Source organism: Proteus sp. TSJ240517 (assembly GCF_047921575.1).
Lineage (GTDB): Bacteria > Pseudomonadota > Gammaproteobacteria > Enterobacterales > Enterobacteriaceae > Proteus.
In genome coordinates this window covers 175,549-198,106 of sequence record NZ_JBLRMH010000001.1, presented here as the reverse complement: position 1 = coordinate 198,106, position 22,558 = coordinate 175,549, and the positions used below count along the sequence as shown (strand labels likewise).

The window sequence follows — 22,558 nt, the reverse complement described above, 5'->3', positions numbered from 1 at the left end:
CACTATATCACTTATTTCATTTCGGTCTAACGTAATTAATAGTGTTATTTAGGTTTTGTTATATCGAATAGTTATAAGCTATAAATAAGCATAAAAAAAGCCAACCTTATCTGTCAGCTTCTATTTCATAATATTAGTGCCACTAAATTATTTAATCACACTACATACCATTCTTGCACCGTCGTCACTAAGAGCTTGGATCATCAGTCTTAATACAAAAAAGCGACTAACTCTCATTAGTCGCTTTTTTATTTATCACGTAATGCCAATGTTATTTGGTTTTTTCAACCCATTTGCCATCGACATAAAACGCAGACCAACCTGTAGCCTTGCCATCTTTCTCTGAAGAAACATACTGCTGTTTTGTTTTACGACTAAAACGCACAATAGTTGGATTTCCTTCAGGATCAGCCACCGGAGCTTCTGCTAAATAGCGCATTTTCTCTGCTAAACGGTCTTTAAAGCGAACCAGTTCTTCTACTTTTGGTGCACGTGTTTCTCTTGATTTAGGGAACGTGTTTGCGGCCAAGAAGACACCAGCAGCACCGTCTCGTAAGACAAAGTAAGCATCTGATTTTTCGCATAGCAATTCAGGAAGTGGAACAGGATCTTCCTTCGGTGGTGCAATTTCACCGCTTTTTAAGATTTTACGGGTATTTTTACAATCATCATTAGTACAACCCATGTATTTACCAAAACGCCCCATTTTTAGGTGCATTTCAGAACCACATTTATCGCACTCAATAACTGGGCCTTCATAACCTTTTAAGCGGAATTCACCTTCTTCAACTTCATAACCATCACATGCAGGGTTATTACCACAAACATGTAATTTACGATGAGTATCAATCAAGTAACTGTCCATTGCAGTACCACATTTCGGGCAACGGCGACGTGCACGTAATGCGTTAGTTTCTGCATCTTCCCCTTCAAGAATATTTAATAATTCATCTTCAGGGATAAGGTTGATGGTTTGCTTACAACGCTCTTTAGGCGGTAAAGCATAGCCCGAACATCCTAAAAATACGCCTGTTGTCGCCGTTCTAATTCCCATATGACGAGAACAAGTTGGACATTCAATCGACGTGATCACCATTGGATTTGGTCGCATTCCACCTTCTTCAGGATCTTTTTCAGCAACTTCTAATTGCTGACTAAAATCGGTGAAGAATGCATCTAATACCGCTTTCCAGTTTTCTTCATTATTAGCAACATGGTCGAGGTGATCTTCCATTTGCGCAGTAAAATCGTAATTCATTAAATCGCTAAAATTCTCTTCTAAACGATCCGTTACAATCTCACCCATTTTTTCTGCATAAAAACGACGGTTTTCAACTTTCACATAACCACGATCTTGAATAGTGGAAATGATAGAAGCATACGTTGAAGGGCGACCAATACCGCGCTTTTCTAACTCTTTAACTAAAGTCGCTTCGCTAAAACGTGCTGGTGGCTTAGTAAAGTGCTGAGTAGGTTCTAATTCAGCTAAAGCCAGTTTAGCCCCTACATCAACTGCAGGTAAGGTTTTGTCTTCATCTTTGTTACGCATCGCTGGCATGACTTTCGTCCAACCGGCAAAACGTAAAGTACGACCTTTAGCTCGTAGTTTATAATCACCTGATTCAACTGTTAATGTGGTTGAATCGTATTTTGCTGGTGTCATTTGACAAGCAACAAATTGATTCCAAATCAGTTGATATAAACGTTTGGCATCGTTATCCATATCTTTTAAAGATTCTGCGATAACGTTGATATCTGAAGGACGAATAGCTTCGTGCGCTTCTTGAGAATTTTCTTTGCTCGAATAAACATTTGGCTCTTTCGGCAAATATTTAGCGCCAAAATTCTCATTGATATAATCACGCGCCATTTGAATTGCATCCTGACTTAAGTTAGTTGAGTCAGTACGCATATAGGTTATATAACCAGCTTCATAAAGGCGCTGAGCTAGCATCATCGTCTTTTTCACACCAAAGCTTAAACGCGTACTTGCCGCTTGCTGTAAGGTTGATGTGATAAGTGGTGCGCTTGGTTTGCTTGATGTTGGTCTATCTTCACGATCTTTTACCGTGAAGGTTGCATTTTGTAATGCTTTAACCGCCACCTGTGTTTCATCGGATGAAACAGGGTTGAAGGCTTTATCATTATAATGCGTGACTTCCATACGCAACGGTTGCTCGTCAGGCGTTAATAATGACGCGTGCAATTGCCAATATTCTTCAGGAACAAAGGCTTTAATTTCACGCTCACGTTCAACTAAAAGACGCACAGCAACAGATTGCACTCGACCCGCAGATAATCCACGAGCAACTTTTTTCCAAAGTAAAGGTGAAACCATATAACCCACAACACGATCCATAAAGCGACGAGCTTGTTGTGCGTTAACGCGATCTATATTTAACTCACCCGGAGTTTGGAAAGCTTGTGTAATGGCATTTTTAGTGATTTCGTTAAAAACCACTCGACTAAATCGTTCATCATCACCGCCGATAACTTCACGTAAATGCCACGCGATAGCTTCTCCTTCGCGGTCAAGGTCCGTTGCGAGATAGACATGATCAGCTTTCTCAGCCAATGCTTTTAGTTCAGCCACGACTTTCTCTTTGCCGGGTAGAATTTGATAGTTCGCATTCCATCCATTATAGGGATCAATTCCCATACGGCTGACTAAGGCTGATTTCTCATCCTTTTTAACTTTTTTCACGCCTTTCGTGGCGGATGAGTTTTCGCTCTTCTGGCTGCCAGAACCACTCTTTGGCAAATCACGAATGTGACCCACGCTAGATTTAACTACGTAGTCATTGCCAAGATATTTATTGATCGTTTTGGCTTTAGCCGGGGACTCCACGATAACAAGAGCTTTACCCATAATTACCTTTACCTAATTAAACTTTGTTATGACGGTATCGTTTAATACCCTCAACTAAAAAAATGTTTAAAATCTCTTTTTTATATTGCGTTAGTTTTGCAATATATCAACCTGTTTTTATTCAAAGCTTTTGTTTAAGCTCAAAACTCATCACTTTTTTTGAGGTATTTTAATCACCTCACTACTTTGACCGAGTACAGGCAAATCATTGTTTGCTACATATAGAGTAGCTAAGCTTTTAAAAATGCCACACTCTACCTGATAAAAAGTGAGGCGCAACAAATTATTTTTCTAAGGAGCACATATTATGTCAACACAAACTACACCGATTACAACAGAGATGCTACTTGAAAAAGCGAATAAAATCATATGTGAACATGAAGATTATTTACAAGGTATGCGTGCTGATTCGGTTGAACAGAAAGGTAATGTCCTCGTATTTAAAGGCGAATTTTTTTTAGATGAACAAGGTTTACCTACTGCAAAAAGCACAGCAGCATTCAATATGTTTAAGCATTTAGCTCATGTGTTATCTGATAAATACCATTTAGAATAAGTCATCTTCGTGATTATTTTTATTTAATCACTGAAGTAAATTAATTTACTCTTTCTCGATAACAAAAAAGAGACTTTGCTTGCCAGTTATTGCATTCATTCAGATGCCAATAACTGGCATAATCAAACAAAAATAAAGAATAATAATTCAGTTTGATTATAATGCAGATTTTCTGTCACATCTCAACTCAAGATTACACTTACCTATCAATACAATCAGTAATATCAATTATTTTTATTTTCTATTTACAGCTATATTGAAACCTCCTAGAAAGAGGAAATATTTACCCTGTTGTTATAAGCAATATCAATTATTTCTTTGATTGCCAGTGAAATTTTCACTGGCTTTTTTTATTTTATGGAAATAAAAGCTTTTAAAATAGAGAGTTAGAATATTTTTTGAGAAGATTTAGGAAAAGTGACTGAGTAAGGAAGGATGATATCAGCGATAATCCATATCACTGATATCATTTATTGCGTACTTATTGGCTTATAGCAGCGGTTTTTTACTTCTTTGTACCCAACGCATCATCAGTTTATCAATACTTTCCATTGCGCCACCTGTAACTCGCTCAACCATTTTCTTTTTGGTAACATATTGGACAGAAAGAACTTCAAAGTCATTAATATGATTGATTAGCCAATCATCACTGACACCAACTTCATCAATTAAGCCTCTGTTTAGTGCTTCTGAACCGTACCAATACTCACCCGTTGCAACGCTATCGATATCAAGTTGAGGGCGATATTTATGCACAAATGATTTAAACAATAGATGCGTTTCATTTAAATCTTGTTTAAATTTCTCACGACCTTCTTCAGTATTTTCGCCTAACAAGGTCAATGTACGTTTATATTCGCCAGCGGTATGCAACTCAACATCAATATCGTTTTTCTTGAGCAAACGATGAATGTTAGGGATCTGAGCCACAACACCAATCGAGCCAATAATCGCAAATGGTGCAGCAACAATTTTATCTGCCACACATGCCATCATATATCCCCCGCTAGCAGCCACTTTATCGACAACCGCCGTCAGTTTAATACCCTTTTCTTTTAAGCGTGTTAATTGAGCTGCGGCTAATCCATATCCGTGAACCATACCGCCTGGGCTTTCTAAGCGCAGTAATACTTCATCACCTGCTTGTGCAACAGAAAGAATGGCGCTGATTTCTTCACGTAATGCACCCACTTCATGTGCATCCATACTACCGTTAAAATCAAGCACATATAAACAAGGTTTTACAACGCCTTTTTTACCTTCTTTTGCATTGTTTTTACTCTGTTTATTCTCTTTTTTTTGCTGCTTTTTAAACGCTTTATACCAGACTTTTAATTCAGCATCGTCCATTTTTGCTTGTTGCATAACGCGCTGTTTTTCTTCGTAAGCTTCAGCAAGATCTGTGACTCTTAACGTCCCTTTACGATTTTGCTTTTTATTTCCAATTACAACGAAAAACAACACGATAGCGATAATCGCCACAACAACAGTGACAATTTCTGCTAAAAACAGCCCATATTGCAAAATATACTCCACAAAGACCTCTTTTTAAGGTTAATAACACTGACTAAAACCAATATGCCTAGTTTAACGAAATTCTGCTTTAGCGCCAGCAACAAAGGCATGATTATGTTTAATACCATAAAGAAAATAGCCATAAATTGTAAACAAAAAATCAGACTAAACTGGTCGCTAGACAAATAAGACGTTACACTTTATTTACTTTTTACTAGACAGGATATCAATATGTTGCAATATCAACCCGATCATAGCGTGCTAAAAGATAAAATTATTCTAGTAACGGGTGCTGGTGATGGCATAGGAAAAGAAGCCGCACTAACTTATGCGCAATATGGCGCAACACTTATCTTATTAGGCCGTACTTTATCAAAACTTGAAGATGTTCAAGAAAAAATAATCACATCAGGTGGCCAACAGCCCATGTTATATCCACTTGATCTACTTACAGCGACAGAGAACGATTTTCAGCAATTTGCTGATACTCTCGTTAAACGCTTCCCTCATCTTGATGGTGTATTACAAAATGCTGGTTTATTAGGTGTTGTTGAACCTATCATTAATCAACCGAGTAATCTTTGGTATGACGTTATGCAAGTCAACGTTAATGCGACATTTATGCTCACAAAAGCACTACTACCATTGATGCTCAAAGCGCCTCATGCAAGCCTTATCCTCACCACATCTAGTGTAGGTCGCCAAGGTCGTTATGGTTGGGGAGCTTATTCTGTCTCTAAATTCGCAACAGAAGGCTTTATGCAAGTACTTAATGAAGAATATAACGAAAGTACTTTGCGTATTAACTGCATTAATCCTGGTGGCACTCGTACCGCAATGCGAGCAAGTGCATTTCCAGATGAAGATGCACAGAAATTAAAAACACCTAAAGATTTGATGCCGTTATATCTCTACCTTATGAGTGATGACAGTATTGATGTGAAAGGACAATCTTTAGATGCACAACCTGGCCGTAAAGCAGGTCCCGCTGAATAACATAATTTAAGGTAACAAAATGAATGATGCACAACACCAAAAACGCCAACAACGTTTAAAAGAGAAAGTAGATACTCGAATTGAGCAAGCTCAACACGAGCAAGGTATTTTGATAATTTTTACTGGCAATGGTAAAGGCAAAACAACAGCGGCGATGGGAACCGCAACGCGTGCTGTTGGTCATCAAAAAAAAGTCGGTGTTGTGCAGTTTATAAAAGGTACATGGGAAAACGGTGAACGAAACCTATTAGAACAATTCGGTGTACCATTTTATGTAATGGAAACGGGCTTTACTTGGGAAACACAAGATAAAACGGCAGATACCGCTGCCTGTTTGAATACTTGGCAATATGCACTGAAACTACTTAACGATCCAGAGTACGATCTGGTCATTCTTGATGAAATTACCTATATGATTAGCTTTAACTATTTACCATTAGATGAAGTTATTTCAGCTATTAGCTCTCGCCCACCTCACCAAAATGTCATTATTACAGGAAGAGGCTGCCATCGAAAATTAATTGAGTTAGCCGATACGGTGACAGAAATGCGTCCTATAAAACATGCTTTTGACAGCGGAATAAAAGCACAAAAAGGTATAGATTGGTGACCTATAATGATTATCATAAAATGAATATTTTTCTTAAATAAGAATTGGCTCGCCTAAAATGCCAGCACCAAATATTCTCCCATTTTTTTTCATAAATTCAAAATAGGCATCTCTATCTACAAAAATATTATTTTGTATTTGTTGATTGTAAATCATTGCCATTCTTACTAAATATTTATGATATTCATCATAAAATATTTGTTTTTCTTTAGGATCTCTTGACGCTAAATATTTCTTCATTATTTCATAAATACTATTTGCTTCTTTGGTTAATTTTTCATTACTAAATTTAACATTATATTCTAGTGGAGTTAAATTATCTGTTCGTGTGTTCCCTCCATCTATCCAATTAAACTTATCTGTTGCTAAATATTCAGTTAACAAATCACGTTCAGAATAAAAGTGAATACCATAAGGATATTTAGCGATATATTGATAAAAATCCTCTCTTGAAAAACATTTTGTCAATACATTCACTTTTTCATTATCGTCCCAATCAGATAAGTAAGTAGGTAATGATTCATCTAATGGAATATCGCAATTAAAAATATTATTATCAATAAAAAGAGAGTCAGAGCTATTAATGGCGCCGCGTACAAGTATGCCGTTAATCCATACAGTGCGCTCATCTATATGAAGATCATCAAGTGTATCATCTGGTTTAAATACCGAAGTGAAACTATAATATATTTCTCTATTTGGATTAATTATTCCGCCTCGATTGCCTGGATAAATCATAAATTCACTCTGTTCACCATGACTATCAACTAACAGATGTTTTCCGTTATTAAGTTTTATTTTTTTAACTTCACCTTTACCCATTACGAAATAAGAATTATCAACTTTAAACTCTAAAGGTTCTAATCGGTTATTGCTGATATAAAAAATACCGTTCTGCTTTTCTCGTTTTGCGGGGTTGTCGCACCCTACTATCAGAAAAGTCATATATAACACTGTTGTTAAATAAAAATAACGATACATATTATTTTGAATACCTTATCGTTAAATAAAAAATTATTAATATTTCTACCGTAATAATGTAATTATCATAGATATATTTATTATAAAAATAAAGCCATCAAAAAAAGAAGCACTCATAAAAACATGAGTGCTTCTTTTTAAAAATGAAAATTTAATTTGAAATAATAAATAATTATTCGCTAATTACTTTTTATTTCCTGCTGATTGGCGACGACTTGACGCTCTTTTAGCTGGTGATGTTGAAGTGCGAGCAGATACTTTCGTATGACGCTTAACTGCACGACGGATCTGATTCGCTTTGATACGACGTTGATCTTTTTCTACTGCAACTTTTGTTACTGTTTCGTCGTTTAATTCAACTAATTGACGTAAATAGTTGATTTGATCTAATCCAAGTTCAACCCAACCACCACGCGGTAAACCTTTTGGTAAATCGATGTCACCGTAACGAACACGAATAAGACGGCTGACTTGGACACCAACAGCTTCCCACATACGGCGAACTTCACGATTACGCCCTTCAGTAAGTGAAACGTTGTACCATTGGTTAATCCCTTCACCACCACGATAAGAAACAGAGCGGAATGAAGCAGGACCATCTTCTAATTGTACACCACGCGTTAATTGACGAATTTTCGCATCATCAATTTCACCAAAAACACGGACAGCGTATTCACGCTCAACTTCACGGCTAGGATGCATTAAACGGTTGGCTAATTCACCATCAGTTGTAAATAACAGTAATCCACTGGTATTCACATCAAGACGACCTACGGCAATCCAGCGAGCACTGTTAAGGCGAGGAAGACGTTGGAAAACGGTTGGACGACCTTGCGGATCACTGCGAGTACACAGTTCACCTTCAGGTTTGTAATAAGCAAGCACACGGCAAACATCTTTTTGTGCTTCACGAATATTTAGAATACGGCCATCTAAGCGGATTTTTGCTGTAGTGGTGACATCAATACGATCACCTAATTTCGCTTTTGTACCATCAATGCTGATACGCCCTTCTTGAAGATAGCCTTCAATTTCACGGCGAGAACCGTGACCAGAACGAGCAAGGATTTTTTGTAATTTTTCAGTGCGTTGCGATTTATCGCTCATGAAACAACCTCATGTGTCGCCTTCACAGGCGTCATAAAAATAGAATTAATTTTTAAAAATCAATTAAATAAAAATAACCCATGTTTATTAAAATAAGAAATAAACACAGGTTTATTGATTCAATAGTGAACAATGTTGATGATTTTTCACATCAACATTGTGATAAATAGTGGCGATAAAATGACGTTAGCAAAACCTTAACGATAGCTTAGCCGTTTGTTCGCAGATCAAGTTATAGTGTTTAACGTTTAAAATACGCGTTGATATAACCGATTTCAAAAACAGACACCGTGATTTTTATCGCAATGTATAAATTTAACACAAGCGATAAATCCCTTCACCTTTTATCTCTTTATCTCGTGATAAATTTCTTCACTATCGAGTCATTACTATCGAGTCATTGACTCCCAATTCAGTTTAATCAGCTAAATGACTTACTGAAATGGCGTAATATCACCCGTACCTTCACGCACGATAACTGGGGTATCTTCTGTTAAATCAATTACCGTTGTCGGTTTTTGTCCTAAATAACCACCGTGGATCACCAAATCAACTTGTTTGCTTAATAAATCTTCGATTTCTTCCGGATCAGATTCAGCAAAATCGTTGCCTGGTAAAATCAGGCTTGTTGACATTAATGGCTCACCAATATTTTCTAACAATGCCAATGCAATAGGGTTAGAAGGAACACGCAAACCTATGGTTTTACGTTTATCATTCATCAAACGTTTTGGTACATCTTTAGTTGCTTTTAAGATAAAGGTGTAATTACCTGGAGTGTTATTTTTTATTAAACGAAACACCACATTATCAACATAAGCGTAATTGGCGATTTCTGATAAATCACGGCACATCAGTGTGAAATTGTGGTTTTTATCTAATTGGCGAATACGACAAATTCGCGTCATTGCATCTTTGTTTTCTAAACAACAGCCAATAGCATAGCCAGAGTCTGTTGGATAAATCACCACACCGCCTTTGCGTAAAATATCAGCACTTTGTTCAATTAAACGAGCCTGCGGATTATCAGGGTGAATATAAAAAAGTTGGCTCATACATCCCTCAATGAATTTCTAATGTTACTCTTGCCATAGCGACCAAACTGGTTCTACACCACTGGGTAACCATAAATTACGCCCCAATTCTATCCACGAGCAAGGGCGATGAAAATCAGAACCTAACGAAGCTTTTAGCCCATAAAGTTGCGCTAATGCTGCGTGCTGTTCTCGTTCTTGTGGTGGTTGTTGGCATTGTGCCACTTCGATTGCATCACCACCAAGTTGTTTAAAATAAAGCGTTAAGCGTTTTAACCACTTAGAGGATAGACCATATCGTCCCGGATGCGCTAATACTGCAACGCCACCAGCCTCATGAATCGCTGTGACAGCGTCACCTATTGAGCACCACTGTGGGGGGACATAACCCGTTTTACCTTTCGCTAAATAACGCTTAAACACTTTATTAACCGAGGCAACATGCCCTTCATTCACGAGAAAACGGGCAAAGTGTCCTCTTGTAACTTGTCCACCATGTGCTAAGGCTTTTGCCCCTTCAAATGCATTTGCAATACCCGCTTTTTCTAATCGCTCACCTATCATTATCGCGCGTGTTTCACGACATTGGCTTTGTGACGAAAGGAGTGCTTTCATTGCATTATGGTTGATATCAATATTCAATCCAACAATATGGATTTCTATATTCTCCCATAAAGTCGATATTTCGACACCTGATATCAGGGTAAGAGGCAGATTTTTTTCTGCAATATAATCATTAGCAGGAGTAATCGCCGCTGTTGTATCGTGATCTGTAATCGCTAAGACATTAATTTGACGCTCTATCGCTCTCTCAACCAATTCTTTTGGTGAAAGCTCGCCATCTGACGCGGTAGTGTGGCTGTGCAAATCATAAATCACTCTTAAATCAGATAGCACTTCTGTCATCGCTTCTCCCTTTTCATCTTAGCAAGGTAATAATTTTTAAAGAGTATGCCATAAAGTACTTGACGAACCCAACGCAATCCAGTTTACTAGTACACAACACGAGCTAGTCTATTAACTTATTGTCTGTCGTTAGCTGTAAGGAGATCTTATGAATATTAATCAACGTCTTATCGCTCTTTGGTGGCGCAATACTCTTTTATGGGCGGTTTGATCTCCTGCTTCACGTCAGTGATATCTAAAACCCGCCTACGCGGGTTTTTTTATGCATTAAAAACAGTTAGTAAAAAATAATATAGAGCGATAATAATGAATACATCACTTGCATTCTCATTTAATACCAAGGCAACGCCACTGCCTTACCACAGCGAACCTGCTTTACTTTTCAATACATTATGTGAAAACAAACATCACACATTATTATTAGAATCTGCACAAGTTGACACTAAAGCAAACTTAAAAAGTTTGTTAATTGTTGATAGCGCATTACGTATCAGCGCAGTAAAAAATCAAGTCACTATTGATGCATTAAGCGTTAATGGACAAGGTTTATTACCTGCATTAAAAATCGCACTAAAAGAAAAAGCGGTCTTAATGCAAGAGAGCGATAAACAGTGTGTTTTTACTTTTTCTTCACCTGCACAAGATATTGATGAAGAGAGCAAATTAAAATCAGCCAGCGTATTTGATGCTTTACGTTTCTTTCTTGCTAATAAAGACACTAAAGATGCTAATGCTATTTTTGTCGGCGGTTTATTTGCTTATGATTTAGTCAGTGGATTTGAACCCATTCCTGAATTAGACACCGTTTTTTCATGCCCTGACTACTGCTTTTATTTAGCAGAACAGTTAATTGTGATCGACCATCAGAATAAAGATAGTCAGTTAATTTCCATTGCTTTTACTGATGATAAAACAGAGTGTCAGCGCCTCACTTTACGCCAATCTGAGTTAATTTCACTGGCTAAACAACCTTTAAAACATCCTATCCGCCGCGCTTTAACAGCAGCAGAATCAACAATACAAGGCAATATGGATGATAAAGGTTATGGCGATATTGTTGAGGCAATGAAAACCTATATTCGTCGAGGTGACATTTTCCAAGTTGTTCCATCACGTCGCTTTCAAGTTGCTTGCCCTTCACCACTTGCCGCTTATCAAGTGTTGAAAGAGAAAAATCCAAGCCCTTATTTATTCTATATGCAAGATGCTTTGTTCACGGTATTTGGAGCATCACCAGAAAGTGCATTGAAATATCAAACAAGTGATCGCCAAATTGAAATCTATCCAATTGCAGGAACTCGCCCAAGAGGACGCAACACAGATGGTTCAATCAATGCAGATTTAGACAGTCGAATTGAACTTGAAATGCGCACTGATACGAAAGAGCTTTCTGAACATTTAATGTTAGTTGATTTGGCACGTAATGATTTAGCGCGTATTTGCCAAGCAGGTAGCCGTTATGTCGCTGAATTAACAAAAGTTGATCGTTATGCTTTCGTCATGCACTTAGTCTCAAGAGTTGTGGGTAAATTACGTGATGATTTAGATATTTTCCATGCGTATCAAGCTTGTATGAATATGGGAACACTATCTGGAGCGCCGAAAGTCAGTGCAATGCAATTGATTGCTCGTTATGAAAAAACGAAACGTGGCAGTTATGGTGGTGCTATCGGCTATTTTACTGGCGCAGGAGATTTTGATACTTGCATAGTTATTCGTTCCGCTTATGTTGAAAATAATATTGCAACTATTCAAGTTGGTGCTGGAATTGTGCTCGATTCAGATCCAAAAATGGAAGCAGAAGAGACACGCAATAAATCACAAGCTGTTATCAATGCCATTTTACAAGCTCACACCAATACTCAAATGCAGGAGGCTTGCTAATGGCGACTATCTTACTGCTCGATAATATCGACTCATTTACTTATAACCTTGTCGATCAATTACGTAGCCTTGGCAATAATGTTGTGATTTATCGCAATAGCGTCGCAGCCGATGTTATTGAACAAAAATTACATGAGCTCGATAACCCGATTTTACTGTTATCGCCGGGGCCAGGAGCACCTTCACAAGCTGGTTGCATGCCTGAACTGTTAAAACGTGTATTAGGCACATTGCCTGTAATTGGTATTTGCTTAGGTCATCAAGCCATTATTGAGGCTTACGGTGGCAAAGTTTCTTCATGTGGAGAGATCTTACATGGCAAAGCGACATTAGCTGAACACGATAACAGCGAAATGTTTGTGAATTTACCTAACCCTTTACCCGTAGCTCGTTATCATTCGCTTTCAGGAGAACAAGTTCCAGAACAACTCATTATTAATGCTTGGTGCGATAACACTGTTATGGCGGTGCGTCACCGTCAACATAAAACCTGTGGTTTTCAGTTTCACCCAGAATCAATTTTAACCACAAAAGGCGCACAACTTTTAGAGCAAACAATCGCATGGGCATTAACTCCTAAAGGAGACGCATAAAATGGAAACTATCTTCAACAAATTATTTAGCGCACAACAATTGACGTTAGAAGAAAGCCAAACACTGTTTAGCGCCATTATTCGCGGTGAGTTAACAGAATCACAATTAGCGGCAGTATTAATCAGCATGAAAATGCGCGGTGAACATCCTCAAGAAATCGCAGGAGCAGCACGCGCATTACTCGAAAATGCACTGCCATTTCCTCGTCCTGATTATACCTTTTGCGATATCGTAGGCACTGGCGGTGATGGTGCAAATAGTATCAATATTTCAACAGCAAGCGCCTTTGTTGCAGCTGAAGTAGGTATCAAAGTTGCGAAACACGGTAATCGTAGCGTATCCAGCCGCTCTGGATCTTCCGACTTATTAGCAGCATTTGGTATCCCTTTAGACAGAAGTGCTGATGATGCGCGCCAATTACTGGATGAAGTGGGTTTATGCTTTTTATTTGCACCTCAATATCACAGTGGTTTTCGTTTTGCAGCACCCGTTCGCCAACAATTGAAAACACGCACGTTATTTAATGTATTAGGTCCATTGATCAACCCAGCGCGTCCGCCATTAGCATTAATTGGTGTGTATAGCCCAGAGTTATTGATGCCTATCGCAGATACATTAAAAGTTTTAGGTTATGAGCGTGCTGCTGTTGTTCATAGTGGTGGAATGGATGAAGTTTCACTACATGCACCTACTCAAGTCGCTGAATTACGCAATGGTGAAATTACACGTTATCAACTGACACCTAGTGATTTTGGTCTTCGCCCTTGTGCCATTACTGATTTAGAAGGTGGTACACCTGAAATAAACCGTCAATTATTAGCAGATTTATTACAAGGAGAAGGAAAAAGAGCACATACCGAATCTGTTGCAGCTAATGTCGCTTTATTAATGCGTTTACATGGGCAAGAAGATTTAAAAATGAATACTGAAGTTGCTATGCACGCCATTTATAGCGGTAAAGCAATAAATCGTGTAACTGCATTAGCAGCGAGAGGATAAGAGCATGACTGTATTAAACGCCATTGTAAAAGATAAAGCTGAATATCTAATTGCACGTAAAGCAAGCCAACCATTATCAGAATTTGTGCACCAAATAGAGCCATCAACACGCTCGTTTTATCAGGCATTAACTCAGCCCAATACTGTTTTTATTTTAGAGTGTAAAAAAGCATCACCCTCAAAAGGTCTAATTCGTGCTGATTTTGATCCCGCTACGATTGCAAAAATTTATCAGCCTTATGCTGCTGCAATTTCGGTATTAACGGATGAGAAATATTTTCAAGGGAGCTTTGATTATTTACGTCAAGTTAGCCAAGCCGTGCATCAACCCGTTTTGTGCAAAGATTTTATTATTGATGAATACCAAATCTATTTAGCTCGTTTTTATCAAGCAGATGCCATTTTATTAATGCTCTCTGTCTTAGATGATGAGCAATATCGTGCACTATCAGCCGTTGCTCATCAATTAAACATGGGTGTATTAACGGAAGTAAGCACTGAAGAAGAACGTCAACGTGCCATTAATCTCAATGCCAAAGTTATCGGTATTAACAATCGTGATTTGCGTGATCTCTCTATCGATTTAGCGCGTACCCAGCAGTTAAGCCAAGGATTGCCTAAAGATGCAATCGTGATCAGTGAGTCAGGTATTCACACCCACCAGCAAGTTCAAGCGTTAAGCCAATATGCTAATGGGTTTCTAGTTGGTAGCGCCTTAATGTCACAAGAAAATATTGACCAAGCAGTGAGAGCGCTCGTTTTGGGAAAGCATAAAGTGTGCGGGTTAACTCGCACACAAGATGTAAAAGCGGTTTATCAAGCTGGTGCTTATTATGCAGGGTTGATTTTCGCAGAAAAATCCCCTCGAAAAGTGACGTTGTCACAAGCACAAGAGTTGATAGCGCAAGCTCCCTTAGCCTTTGTGGGAGTTTTTCAAAACCAACCCATTACGCTTATTTGTGACTATGCTGAAAAACTTAATTTATCTGCCATTCAATTACACGGACAAGAAGATGCTCAGTTTATTGAGCAACTTAGACAAAGAATTCAACCTAGCTGTGAGATTTGGCAAGCAATAAATATGGCAATTCACGCAGATATTTCTCCGGTTTCACACGTTAATAAATATGTACTTGATAACGGCACTGGTGGCACAGGAACAACGTTTAATTGGCAAAAAATTCCTAATACATTACGTGAAAAAGCGTTACTTGCAGGTGGTCTTAACAGTGAAAACTGTTTGGATGCAGTTAAAACAGGCTGTATCGGGCTTGATTTTAACTCTGGAGTAGAGTCGGCTCCCGGCATAAAAGATGCGCAACGTCTGAACCAAGTATTTGCACAATTACAGCTAAACTAAATTTCACAAAAATAAAATTTCAAACAGGATGACATCACAATGAGAAAACTTAACCCCTACTTTGGCGAATTTGGTGGCCAATATGTACCTGAAATCTTAATTCCTGCATTGGATCAACTCGAACAAGCTTTTATTGATGCGCAAAACGATCCCTCTTTTCAGCAAGAATTCCAAGATTTATTAAAAAATTATGCAGGCAGACCAACGGCACTAACCCTTTGTCGTAATTTAACAGAAGGCACGCGAACTCGTTTATATCTAAAACGTGAAGATTTACTGCATGGTGGCGCCCATAAAACTAACCAAGTATTGGGTCAAGCCTTGTTAGCAAAACGTATGGGTAAAACCGAAATTATTGCAGAAACAGGTGCGGGTCAACATGGTGTTGCAACTGCTTTAGCCTGCGCACTGCTTAATATGAAATGTCGTATCTATATGGGTGCTAAAGACGTCGAACGCCAATCGCCTAACGTATTTCGTATGCGCTTAATGGGTGCCGAAGTGATCCCCGTTCACAGTGGTTCATCTACCTTAAAAGATGCGTGTAATGAGGCATTACGTGACTGGTCTGGTTGTTACGACCGCGCACATTACTTATTAGGAACGGCGGCAGGCCCTCATCCTTATCCAACCATTGTCCGTGAATTTCAACGCATGATTGGTGATGAAGCCAAAGCACAAATTCTAGAGCGTGAAGGTCGTCTACCTGATGCTGCTATCGCTTGTATTGGCGGTGGTTCTAATGCTATCGGTTTATTTGCATCCTTTATCCCAGAAACTTCGGTGCAACTAATTGGTGTTGAACCTGCGGGTAAAGGTATTGAAACGGGTGAACACGGCGCACCACTGAAGCATGGAAAATTAGGGATCTATTTTGGTATGAAGTCCCCAATTATGCAGACTGATGAAGGACAAATTGAAGAGTCATATTCAATTTCAGCAGGTCTTGATTTCCCATCTGTCGGGCCTCAACACGCACACTTAAATAGCATTGGTCGTGCTGATTATGTTTCTGTTACCGATGATGAAGCCATAGAAGCATTTAAAGCACTTTCTCGCCGTGAAGGGATTATTCCAGCCTTAGAATCTTCTCATGCATTGGCTTATGCATTGAAATTAATTGCACAAAATCCTGACAAAGAGCAGCTATTAATTGTGAACTTATCAGGCCGTGGTGATAAAGATATTTTTACTGTAAACGATATTTTAGCAGCAAGAGGAGAAATCTAATGAGCCGTTATCAAGTATGCTTTGAAGCATTGGCACAAAAACAGCAAGGCGCATTCGTTCCTTTTGTCACATTAGGTGATCCTTCTCCTGAGCTGTCATTACAAATTATTGATGCGTTAATTGAAGGTGGCGCAGATGCATTAGAGATTGGTATTCCCTTCTCCGATCCTCTTGCAGATGGTCCTACAATCCAAGGGGCTAATTTACGTGCGCTTAATGTCGGTGTAACGCCAACAGATTGCTTTGCGCTCTTAACTAAAATTCGTGCAAAACATCCTAATATTCCTATTGGCCTATTAGTTTATGCCAACCTTGTTTTTAGTAATGGCATTGATAATTTTTATAGTAAATGTGAGCAAGCAGGCGTGGATTCTGTCTTGATTGGTGATGTACCTTTACGTGAATCAAAAGAGTTCCGTGAAGCAGCACAACGCGCAAATATCAGTCCTATTTTTATTTGTCCACCTAATGCTGATGATGAACTTTTACAAGAGTTGGCAGCATCAGGTAAAGGCTATACCTATTTATTATCAAGAGCAGGTGTAACGGGTACAGATAAACGTGCAGAACAATCACTAACACATCTTACTGACAAACTAAAAACCTATAATGCCCCTCCCGCATTACAAGGTTTTGGCATTTCTGAGCCTAAGCAAGTTAAAGAAGCGATTGCCAATGGTGCCACAGGCGCAATTTCAGGCTCGGCAGTGGTTCAAATTATTGAGAAAAATCTTCATCAACCCGATGTGATGTTAAAAGCACTGACGACATTTGTGAAAGAGATGAAGGCAGCTACCCTCGCCTAATTGCTTTAAATACGCTTAGTGAGATCCGCTTTAGAGAAATAATTTGCTATTTTTCTAAGCGGATTACTCTTAATTTATTGTCTATTCAATCCCACTCATTGACTGCTGAAACCGCGATAAACCGCGTTCTCATTCCCTCGTTCATATTCTGAATCAAATAATCTTTTTATCTAAAGTTGGGCGAAATTTTATTTTTTGGTCATACTTTATAAGGTACTTTATATTTTCTTTTCGGAAATACTCAACCAATAATGTAATTACAAGGAGTTTGATGATGAAACTATGGGCAAAAATCTCCGCTGTTATGGCAGCATTACTGATGGCATTAACTTTATCTGCATGTTCTCCAACTGCAACATCAGAGGGTACTGGGGGATATTTTGATGACTCCGTGATCACCACTAAAGTGAAAACAGCGCTAATTGGTGAAAAAAATCTTAATTCAACACAAATCAGCGTTGAAACATTTAAAGGTAAAGTTCAACTAAGTGGTTTCGTCTCTTCTCAAGCAGATGCCAATCGTGCCATTGAAACAACACGTAAAGTAACAGGTGTAAAAGGGGTTATAAACTCAATGGTTATTCGCTGATCCGCTTTTATTCTCGTCTTCCTTTAGTCCTAATTTTCTAGACCACTTCGGTGGTCTTTTTTTGTCCAAGACTTTTGTCTTAATCATTTAATCTTTCATAAAGTAGATCAATTTTTGCAAAAAAAACAAATAAGCTAAAAAGTGTCTATTTTTATTCCACGCCAGAATTAGCTCACAAAAAGAACAAATCAGAAATATTACTAATCATTTTGAGATTATAAATTACCCACCTTATTACTCTGAATATCTCCTATGTTGATATCATTTTATTCTTTTTCTATTTTCTTCTATCTATTGATAGATAAAGCCGTTTTACTCAATTTAAATATAAAAATGCATTTTAAATACATCAATAAAATACACTCTTTTACTCATTAAAATGCCAGCAACTCTTAATAAATAAAACTACACTTTTTTATTTTGATAATATCAATAAACAAAAGATGTATATTAAATGCATTTTAATGAATATTAAAATGCTAAATGTCTTATTTTAGATGTATATTTACCTATTTAACGCTGCTTTTAATAACTCATAATGTAGGTATTAAGAATAAAAAAGAAGCTGTATATAATCTAGAAATGAAAGATTTTTAGCAAATTAAAAAGATAAAAAAAGCGAAGAGAAACTTCGCTTTTTCATTATGAGATATTCTTTTAAAGAAAGAATAATTAGAAACGGTAACCCACACCAAACATAAATACGAATGGGTCTAAACGTGTTTTAACGTCAAAATCTTTATCAGCAACAGTGCTATTAAATCTTGCTTTTGTTTCGATGTTCATCCACCAAACAGAAGCATTCAGCATCCAGTTTTTATCAAGGTTATAATCTAAACCTGCTTGTGCCGCAAAGCCCCATGAATCCTTAAGATCAAGACCATTTAAGCCTAAACCATCTACAGCAGGGTTATTATTAAATTTCTCATCAAAGAAAGTGGTAAAGTTAAGACCTGCACCTAAATAAGGACGTAATTTATCTTCGCCATTACCGAAGTAATATTGTGCCATTAATGTTGGTGGCAAATGTTTAACTTTTGCAATCTCACCTACACCTGTCAATGAAATTTTATGTTCAAAAGGCGTAGCTGCTAATAACTCAACACCGATATTATCAGTGATCATATACCCGAAAGTTAAACCTAATTGGGTATTATTATTTACTTCAAAATGGTCGCCACCTAATATTGCATCAGAACCCGCATTAGGACGAACTGTTGCAGTACCTGCACGGAATAAAAAATCACCTGCTTGGTGAGCAAAAGAAATAGAAGGCGCAAGAGTTGCAGCCGCTAAAATAAGCGCAGAAAGTTTTTTCATTATTTAACCCATTCCTGTAATAAGTAAAATCTCCGCTAAAAATATAACCATTTATTGGTAATTATGATCTAATGCCGATCACAACTTTGGAATTATTTTTGCAGAAAGTGTTATTTCTCTTTTTATTATTTATCAATACTATTATTTATAATTGATCCACATCAAATTTCCCATTAATACCATTTTTTCTTATAATTAAATTTATTATTACTATTATTTTTTGAATAAAAAATACCCTAACAAGCCTTATTTGAAAATAAAGTTATCTTTGTGTTAAAAATATGTTTTATTTAATTTAAATGATAAGTGTAATTCGATTATTCGCATCTAGAAAAACGTGAAATAAGAGGATCGAGATAAAATATCCCTTTTTGCTGTTGTAAAAGGTACAATAGCGCGCATTGACACAGTCTATTTTTATAGGAGCAGTTTCATGCCTACCACGGCACGCACAATCTACCGAGACAGTCTTAATTTTTATAAGAATGAACGACGTAGCATTGTTACTCTTTCCGCTATTCTTGCCATTATTTTAGCGATCATTCATGTCTTCATTGGCCCTAATCCTCAAGAGTACCAATTGATGATTGAATTTGTGGCTAATTTTAAAAATACACAGCTTTCTTCAGCCTCTCCTGCTGAGTTAGAAGCAATGTCAAACAGTGTCGTGGGTATTGCCAAAAAAGTGTTATCACTGTATGCATTTGAAACATTACAGCAAAGCATCTTGGTTCTAACCTTATTGATGTTCGCTACGGCGATTTCCACAGGTCATAACGTCACCTTAGGTCAAACATTTAATGCGGCTCTACCTCGCTTACCTAAAATGTTCCTATTGATTGTGCTGTGCTCTATTTTGATTAGCGCTGGTTTTATGGTGATGATTATTCCTGGCATCATTTTATTAATTGGTTTTGCATTAGCGCCCGTTGTTTTAGTACGTCAACAAAATATGGGAAGTGCAATACGTTTGGGTTGGAAAGTTGGATTTAGTGAATCGGCTGCGCTTATTCCTGCTTTAGGTATTTGGATCTTATTGCAGTTCGGCATTGGTTTTGTGAGTAATCTTACAATTCAACTACCTGATGTTATCCATAACTTCTTATTCTACTTCCTAAAAAATATGGCTTCGGCTTGGATGATTATTTATCTACTCCGTTTGTTTATGTTGGTTGAAAACAAATACACAACGCAACAGCGTTAATCTATTCAAAGATTCAAAGCATTATCATTACCTATAAAAAATCCCGTGTATAAGCTAATCACTTATCACGGGATTTTGTTATTTATTATGCACCAATGAAGTTTAGCCAATACACTTAGAGAGTAGATGTATGACTCGTTGTTGGCGCATCTACTGTATTCTCATCATTATTTTCAGAGTCTTGTTTTAGCGCCTCTTTTCTTGCTTCTTTCTGTTTTTCTTTGATCTGCTGTCGGCTTTGATACAGGCGGATCACAAAATAGAGATCTGGGGCAATAATCAAATCATCTTCATTGAGCGAAATTTTATTCCGTTCTATCCAACGATTTAATTCCGTTCTGCGCCCCGCTAGAACCAATTTAACGCCTTTTATTCGTAATTCTCTTATTAACTCATCAATGGCAGCAAATACGCTAACATCATCATAAGTAAAGCTTACAGCAGCATCTACCGCTAACCATGCTGGTCTTTGAGGTGCGTTATCAACCAGTTGTAGTACTCGTTTTTTAAAATAACCTACATTAAAATAAGTCAGGGGTGAATTAAAACGGTACATCATTAAACCATCAATAGGCTCAATGCCATTATCCTTATTCATTGAATGAACCATTCCTTGTTCATCAACACCCAATAACTGATCGCTAGGTCTAAAAACAATACGTAAGAATTGTAATAGGCCTAATAAAACCGCAAAACCAATACCATTAATAAGACCTGCCAATAACACAGCTAATAATGTAAATGATGCCAATGTAAATGCTTGTTTATTACGCTTACGATAAGACCAAATATGACGAATACTAAGCAGTGACCAAGAAGAAACTATCAACACTATCCCTAACGAAGACAGTGGAATATAAGCAAGAAAATCGGTCATAAATAGCAACACGAGCAAAATCATCAATGCGGCAATAATAGAAACTAACTGCGTTTTCCCCCCAACGGAGTCATTGACCGCTGTACGACTACTTGCCGCACTTACAGCGAACCCTTGAGACAATGCGGCGGCAATATTGGCAATACCTAATGCTTTTAATTCTTGGTCTGCATCGACATCATAACCATTTTTGCTGGCAAAACTGCGGGCTGTCATCATAAAACTCACAAAGCTAATGACAGCCAAGTTTATGGATGGAACTAATAATTCTCGTAATACACCAGGATGAAATCCACTCATCGAGACTACTGGCAGAAATAGATCAGCATTCCCAGCCTCTTTATTCACGATAGCAATACCAAAGCTTGCCAAATCAAATTGCCAACTCAAATATGTCATCATAACCATGGCAATTAACGGTGCAGGCCATCGGCTACGAAAATAACGAATCCCTAATAATAAGGCTAATGTTACAGCTGACATTAATACTGTGGGCAAATGAGCATCCATTAATCGAAAAGGAACTTCAATGAGTTTTTCGATTAAGTGATCTGGGGAAGTATCAAAGCCAAAGACTTTGCTAATTTGCCCGACCATAATGGTGATCGCAACACCATTTAAAAGCCCTTGAAGAATGGGACGAGAAAGAAAATCAGTAAAAGCCCCTAATCTAAAATGGCTGGCTAAAATACACCAAAACCCCGTCATCGCTGTCATGATAATCGCAAGTTGCCATCGAGTATTTTCATCACCAGCAGATAGTGGAATGACGACCGCAGCAATAACGGCACAAGTTGCAGCATCTGGCCCCGTAATTAACTGGCGAGAAGTACCAAATAACGCATAAATAATCATGGGGAAAATACAGGCATATAACCCAACAATAGCGTTAATACCCAATAATTCGGTATAAGCAATGGCGACAGGTAATGCCACGGCAGCAACAGAAAGGCCCGCTTTTAAATCATAGCCAAAATATTCACGCTTATAGTTAAACAATAAGCCTAATCCTGGCATCCATTTTATTAGTCTTTTTCCGATCATTGATTTCCTCTTATCAGAAATACTTTTTTATTTATGCATTCATCAAAAAGTAGCGGATGAAAATGATGAGTATATGA

Annotated in this window: 17 protein-coding genes and 1 pseudogene; 10 read left to right on the top strand and 8 right to left on the bottom strand. The window is 37.7% G+C overall.

Features of this window, described 5'->3' with window-relative positions:
• Nucleotides 1-271 precede the first annotated feature (271 nt).
• The gene (gene topA / locus ACNARN_RS00975; protein ID WP_198619564.1) at nt 272-2,869 is read right to left on the bottom strand and encodes a type I DNA topoisomerase; all 2,598 of its coding nucleotides are present in this window, start codon (nt 2,867-2,869) and stop codon (nt 272-274) included.
• Between the two features lie 307 nt (nt 2,870-3,176).
• On the opposite strand from topA, the gene ACNARN_RS00970 reads away from it, so the two are divergent.
• Nucleotides 3,177-3,425 (top strand): YciN family protein, encoded by a 249-nt coding sequence (locus ACNARN_RS00970; RefSeq protein ID WP_069369238.1) that lies wholly within the window; start codon nt 3,177-3,179, stop codon nt 3,423-3,425.
• Nucleotides 3,426-3,914: 489 nt separating this feature from the next.
• On the opposite strand, the gene sohB is transcribed toward ACNARN_RS00970, so the two are convergent.
• Nucleotides 3,915-4,961, bottom strand: a complete 1,047-nt coding sequence (sohB, locus tag ACNARN_RS00965; RefSeq protein ID WP_100158176.1) for a protease SohB — start codon at nt 4,959-4,961, stop codon at nt 3,915-3,917.
• 213 nt (nt 4,962-5,174) lie between these two features.
• On the opposite strand from sohB, the gene ACNARN_RS00960 reads away from it, so the two are divergent.
• Complete coding sequence (locus ACNARN_RS00960; RefSeq protein WP_416304160.1) at nt 5,175-5,936, top strand: YciK family oxidoreductase; 762 nt, start codon at nt 5,175-5,177, stop codon at nt 5,934-5,936.
• A gap of 19 nt (nt 5,937-5,955) precedes the next feature.
• Entirely contained in the window at nt 5,956-6,546 is a 591-nt protein-coding gene (gene cobO / locus ACNARN_RS00955) for a cob(I)yrinic acid a,c-diamide adenosyltransferase (protein ID WP_109372368.1), read from the top strand.
• Nucleotides 6,547-6,579: 33 nt separating this feature from the next.
• Here cobO and ACNARN_RS00950 read toward each other — a convergent pair whose 3' ends face one another.
• The 4 genes from ACNARN_RS00950 to rnm all read right to left on the bottom strand — a co-directional run bounded on the left by ACNARN_RS00950 (nt 6,580) and on the right by rnm (nt 10,574).
• Nucleotides 6,580-7,491: a hypothetical protein gene (locus tag ACNARN_RS00950; RefSeq protein ID WP_232799477.1), complete on the bottom strand. Its 912-nt coding sequence runs from the start codon at nt 7,489-7,491 to the stop codon at nt 6,580-6,582.
• A 219-nt stretch (nt 7,492-7,710) separates the two neighbouring features.
• Nucleotides 7,711-8,634, bottom strand: coding sequence for a 23S rRNA pseudouridine(2605) synthase RluB (rluB, locus tag ACNARN_RS00945; protein WP_088495702.1), 924 nt, complete (start codon nt 8,632-8,634; stop codon nt 7,711-7,713).
• Nucleotides 8,635-9,068: 434 nt separating this feature from the next.
• Nucleotides 9,069-9,689: an L-threonylcarbamoyladenylate synthase gene (locus ACNARN_RS00940; protein WP_023582284.1), complete on the bottom strand. Its 621-nt coding sequence runs from the start codon at nt 9,687-9,689 to the stop codon at nt 9,069-9,071.
• A 24-nt stretch (nt 9,690-9,713) separates the two neighbouring features.
• A complete protein-coding gene (gene rnm, locus ACNARN_RS00935; RefSeq protein ID WP_198619566.1) occupies nt 9,714-10,574 on the bottom strand; it encodes an RNase RNM in 861 nt (286 codons plus the stop codon).
• A 306-nt stretch (nt 10,575-10,880) separates the two neighbouring features.
• Between rnm and ACNARN_RS00930 the strand changes: the two genes are divergently transcribed.
• From ACNARN_RS00930 to ACNARN_RS00905, 6 genes and pseudogenes are all read left to right on the top strand, one after another.
• Entirely contained in the window at nt 10,881-12,458 is a 1,578-nt protein-coding gene (locus tag ACNARN_RS00930; RefSeq protein WP_198625589.1) for an anthranilate synthase component 1, read from the top strand.
• Nucleotides 12,458-14,051, top strand: a pseudogene (gene trpD, locus ACNARN_RS00925) (bifunctional anthranilate synthase glutamate amidotransferase component TrpG/anthranilate phosphoribosyltransferase TrpD). Before ACNARN_RS00930 ends, trpD begins: the two are co-directional and overlap by 1 nt.
• A gap of 4 nt (nt 14,052-14,055) precedes the next feature.
• Complete coding sequence (gene trpCF, locus ACNARN_RS00920; RefSeq protein WP_198619570.1) at nt 14,056-15,411, top strand: bifunctional indole-3-glycerol-phosphate synthase TrpC/phosphoribosylanthranilate isomerase TrpF; 1,356 nt, start codon at nt 14,056-14,058, stop codon at nt 15,409-15,411.
• A 39-nt stretch (nt 15,412-15,450) separates the two neighbouring features.
• Nucleotides 15,451-16,641 (top strand): tryptophan synthase subunit beta, encoded by a 1,191-nt coding sequence (gene trpB, locus ACNARN_RS00915; protein WP_036937130.1) that lies wholly within the window; start codon nt 15,451-15,453, stop codon nt 16,639-16,641.
• Complete coding sequence (trpA, locus tag ACNARN_RS00910) at nt 16,641-17,447, top strand: tryptophan synthase subunit alpha (RefSeq protein WP_198619571.1); 807 nt, start codon at nt 16,641-16,643, stop codon at nt 17,445-17,447. Before trpB ends, trpA begins: the two co-directional genes overlap by 1 nt.
• A gap of 274 nt (nt 17,448-17,721) precedes the next feature.
• On the top strand, nt 17,722-18,036 hold the full coding sequence (locus ACNARN_RS00905; RefSeq protein WP_109372376.1) for a BON domain-containing protein: 315 nt from the start codon (nt 17,722-17,724) through the stop codon (nt 18,034-18,036).
• 672 nt (nt 18,037-18,708) lie between these two features.
• Here the strand turns inward: ACNARN_RS00905 and ompW are convergent.
• On the bottom strand, nt 18,709-19,356 hold the full coding sequence (gene ompW / locus ACNARN_RS00900) for an outer membrane protein OmpW (protein WP_196571173.1): 648 nt from the start codon (nt 19,354-19,356) through the stop codon (nt 18,709-18,711).
• A 433-nt stretch (nt 19,357-19,789) separates the two neighbouring features.
• Here ompW and ACNARN_RS00895 point away from each other — a divergent pair, with 433 nt between their 5' ends.
• Nucleotides 19,790-20,560 carry a YciC family protein gene (locus tag ACNARN_RS00895; protein WP_198619572.1) on the top strand — a complete coding sequence of 257 codons (771 nt, stop codon included), beginning with the start codon at nt 19,790-19,792 and terminating at the stop codon, nt 20,558-20,560.
• Between the two features lie 115 nt (nt 20,561-20,675).
• Here the strand turns inward: ACNARN_RS00895 and ACNARN_RS00890 are convergent, their stop codons facing one another.
• Nucleotides 20,676-22,481 carry a SulP family inorganic anion transporter gene (locus ACNARN_RS00890; RefSeq protein WP_198619573.1) on the bottom strand — a complete coding sequence of 602 codons (1,806 nt, stop codon included), beginning with the start codon at nt 22,479-22,481 and terminating at the stop codon, nt 20,676-20,678.
• Nucleotides 22,482-22,558: the final 77 nt, after the last annotated feature.

What these genes read in the sequence shown, in the direction of transcription:
- ACNARN_RS00895 (WP_198619572.1), top strand. Translation starts at nt 19,790, where the DNA reads ATGCCTACCACGGCACGCACAATCTACCGAGACAGTCTTAATTTTTAT.
- trpCF (WP_198619570.1), top strand. Translation starts at nt 14,056, where the DNA reads ATGACTGTATTAAACGCCATTGTAAAAGATAAAGCTGAATATCTAATT.
- ompW (WP_196571173.1), bottom strand. Translation starts at nt 19,356, where the DNA reads ATGAAAAAACTTTCTGCGCTTATTTTAGCGGCTGCAACTCTTGCGCCT.
- ACNARN_RS00940 (WP_023582284.1), bottom strand. Translation starts at nt 9,689, where the DNA reads ATGAGCCAACTTTTTTATATTCACCCTGATAATCCGCAGGCTCGTTTA.
- rnm (WP_198619566.1), bottom strand. Translation starts at nt 10,574, where the DNA reads ATGACAGAAGTGCTATCTGATTTAAGAGTGATTTATGATTTGCACAGC.
- ACNARN_RS00950 (WP_232799477.1), bottom strand. Translation starts at nt 7,491, where the DNA reads ATGACTTTTCTGATAGTAGGGTGCGACAACCCCGCAAAACGAGAAAAG.
- ACNARN_RS00930 (WP_198625589.1), top strand. Translation starts at nt 10,881, where the DNA reads ATGAATACATCACTTGCATTCTCATTTAATACCAAGGCAACGCCACTG.
- trpB (WP_036937130.1), top strand. Translation starts at nt 15,451, where the DNA reads ATGAGAAAACTTAACCCCTACTTTGGCGAATTTGGTGGCCAATATGTA.
- ACNARN_RS00890 (WP_198619573.1), bottom strand. Translation starts at nt 22,481, where the DNA reads ATGATCGGAAAAAGACTAATAAAATGGATGCCAGGATTAGGCTTATTG.
- rluB (WP_088495702.1), bottom strand. Translation starts at nt 8,634, where the DNA reads ATGAGCGATAAATCGCAACGCACTGAAAAATTACAAAAAATCCTTGCT.
- trpA (WP_198619571.1), top strand. Translation starts at nt 16,641, where the DNA reads ATGAGCCGTTATCAAGTATGCTTTGAAGCATTGGCACAAAAACAGCAA.
- topA (WP_198619564.1), bottom strand. Translation starts at nt 2,869, where the DNA reads ATGGGTAAAGCTCTTGTTATCGTGGAGTCCCCGGCTAAAGCCAAAACG.
- ACNARN_RS00905 (WP_109372376.1), top strand. Translation starts at nt 17,722, where the DNA reads ATGAAACTATGGGCAAAAATCTCCGCTGTTATGGCAGCATTACTGATG.
- ACNARN_RS00970 (WP_069369238.1), top strand. Translation starts at nt 3,177, where the DNA reads ATGTCAACACAAACTACACCGATTACAACAGAGATGCTACTTGAAAAA.
- cobO (WP_109372368.1), top strand. Translation starts at nt 5,956, where the DNA reads ATGAATGATGCACAACACCAAAAACGCCAACAACGTTTAAAAGAGAAA.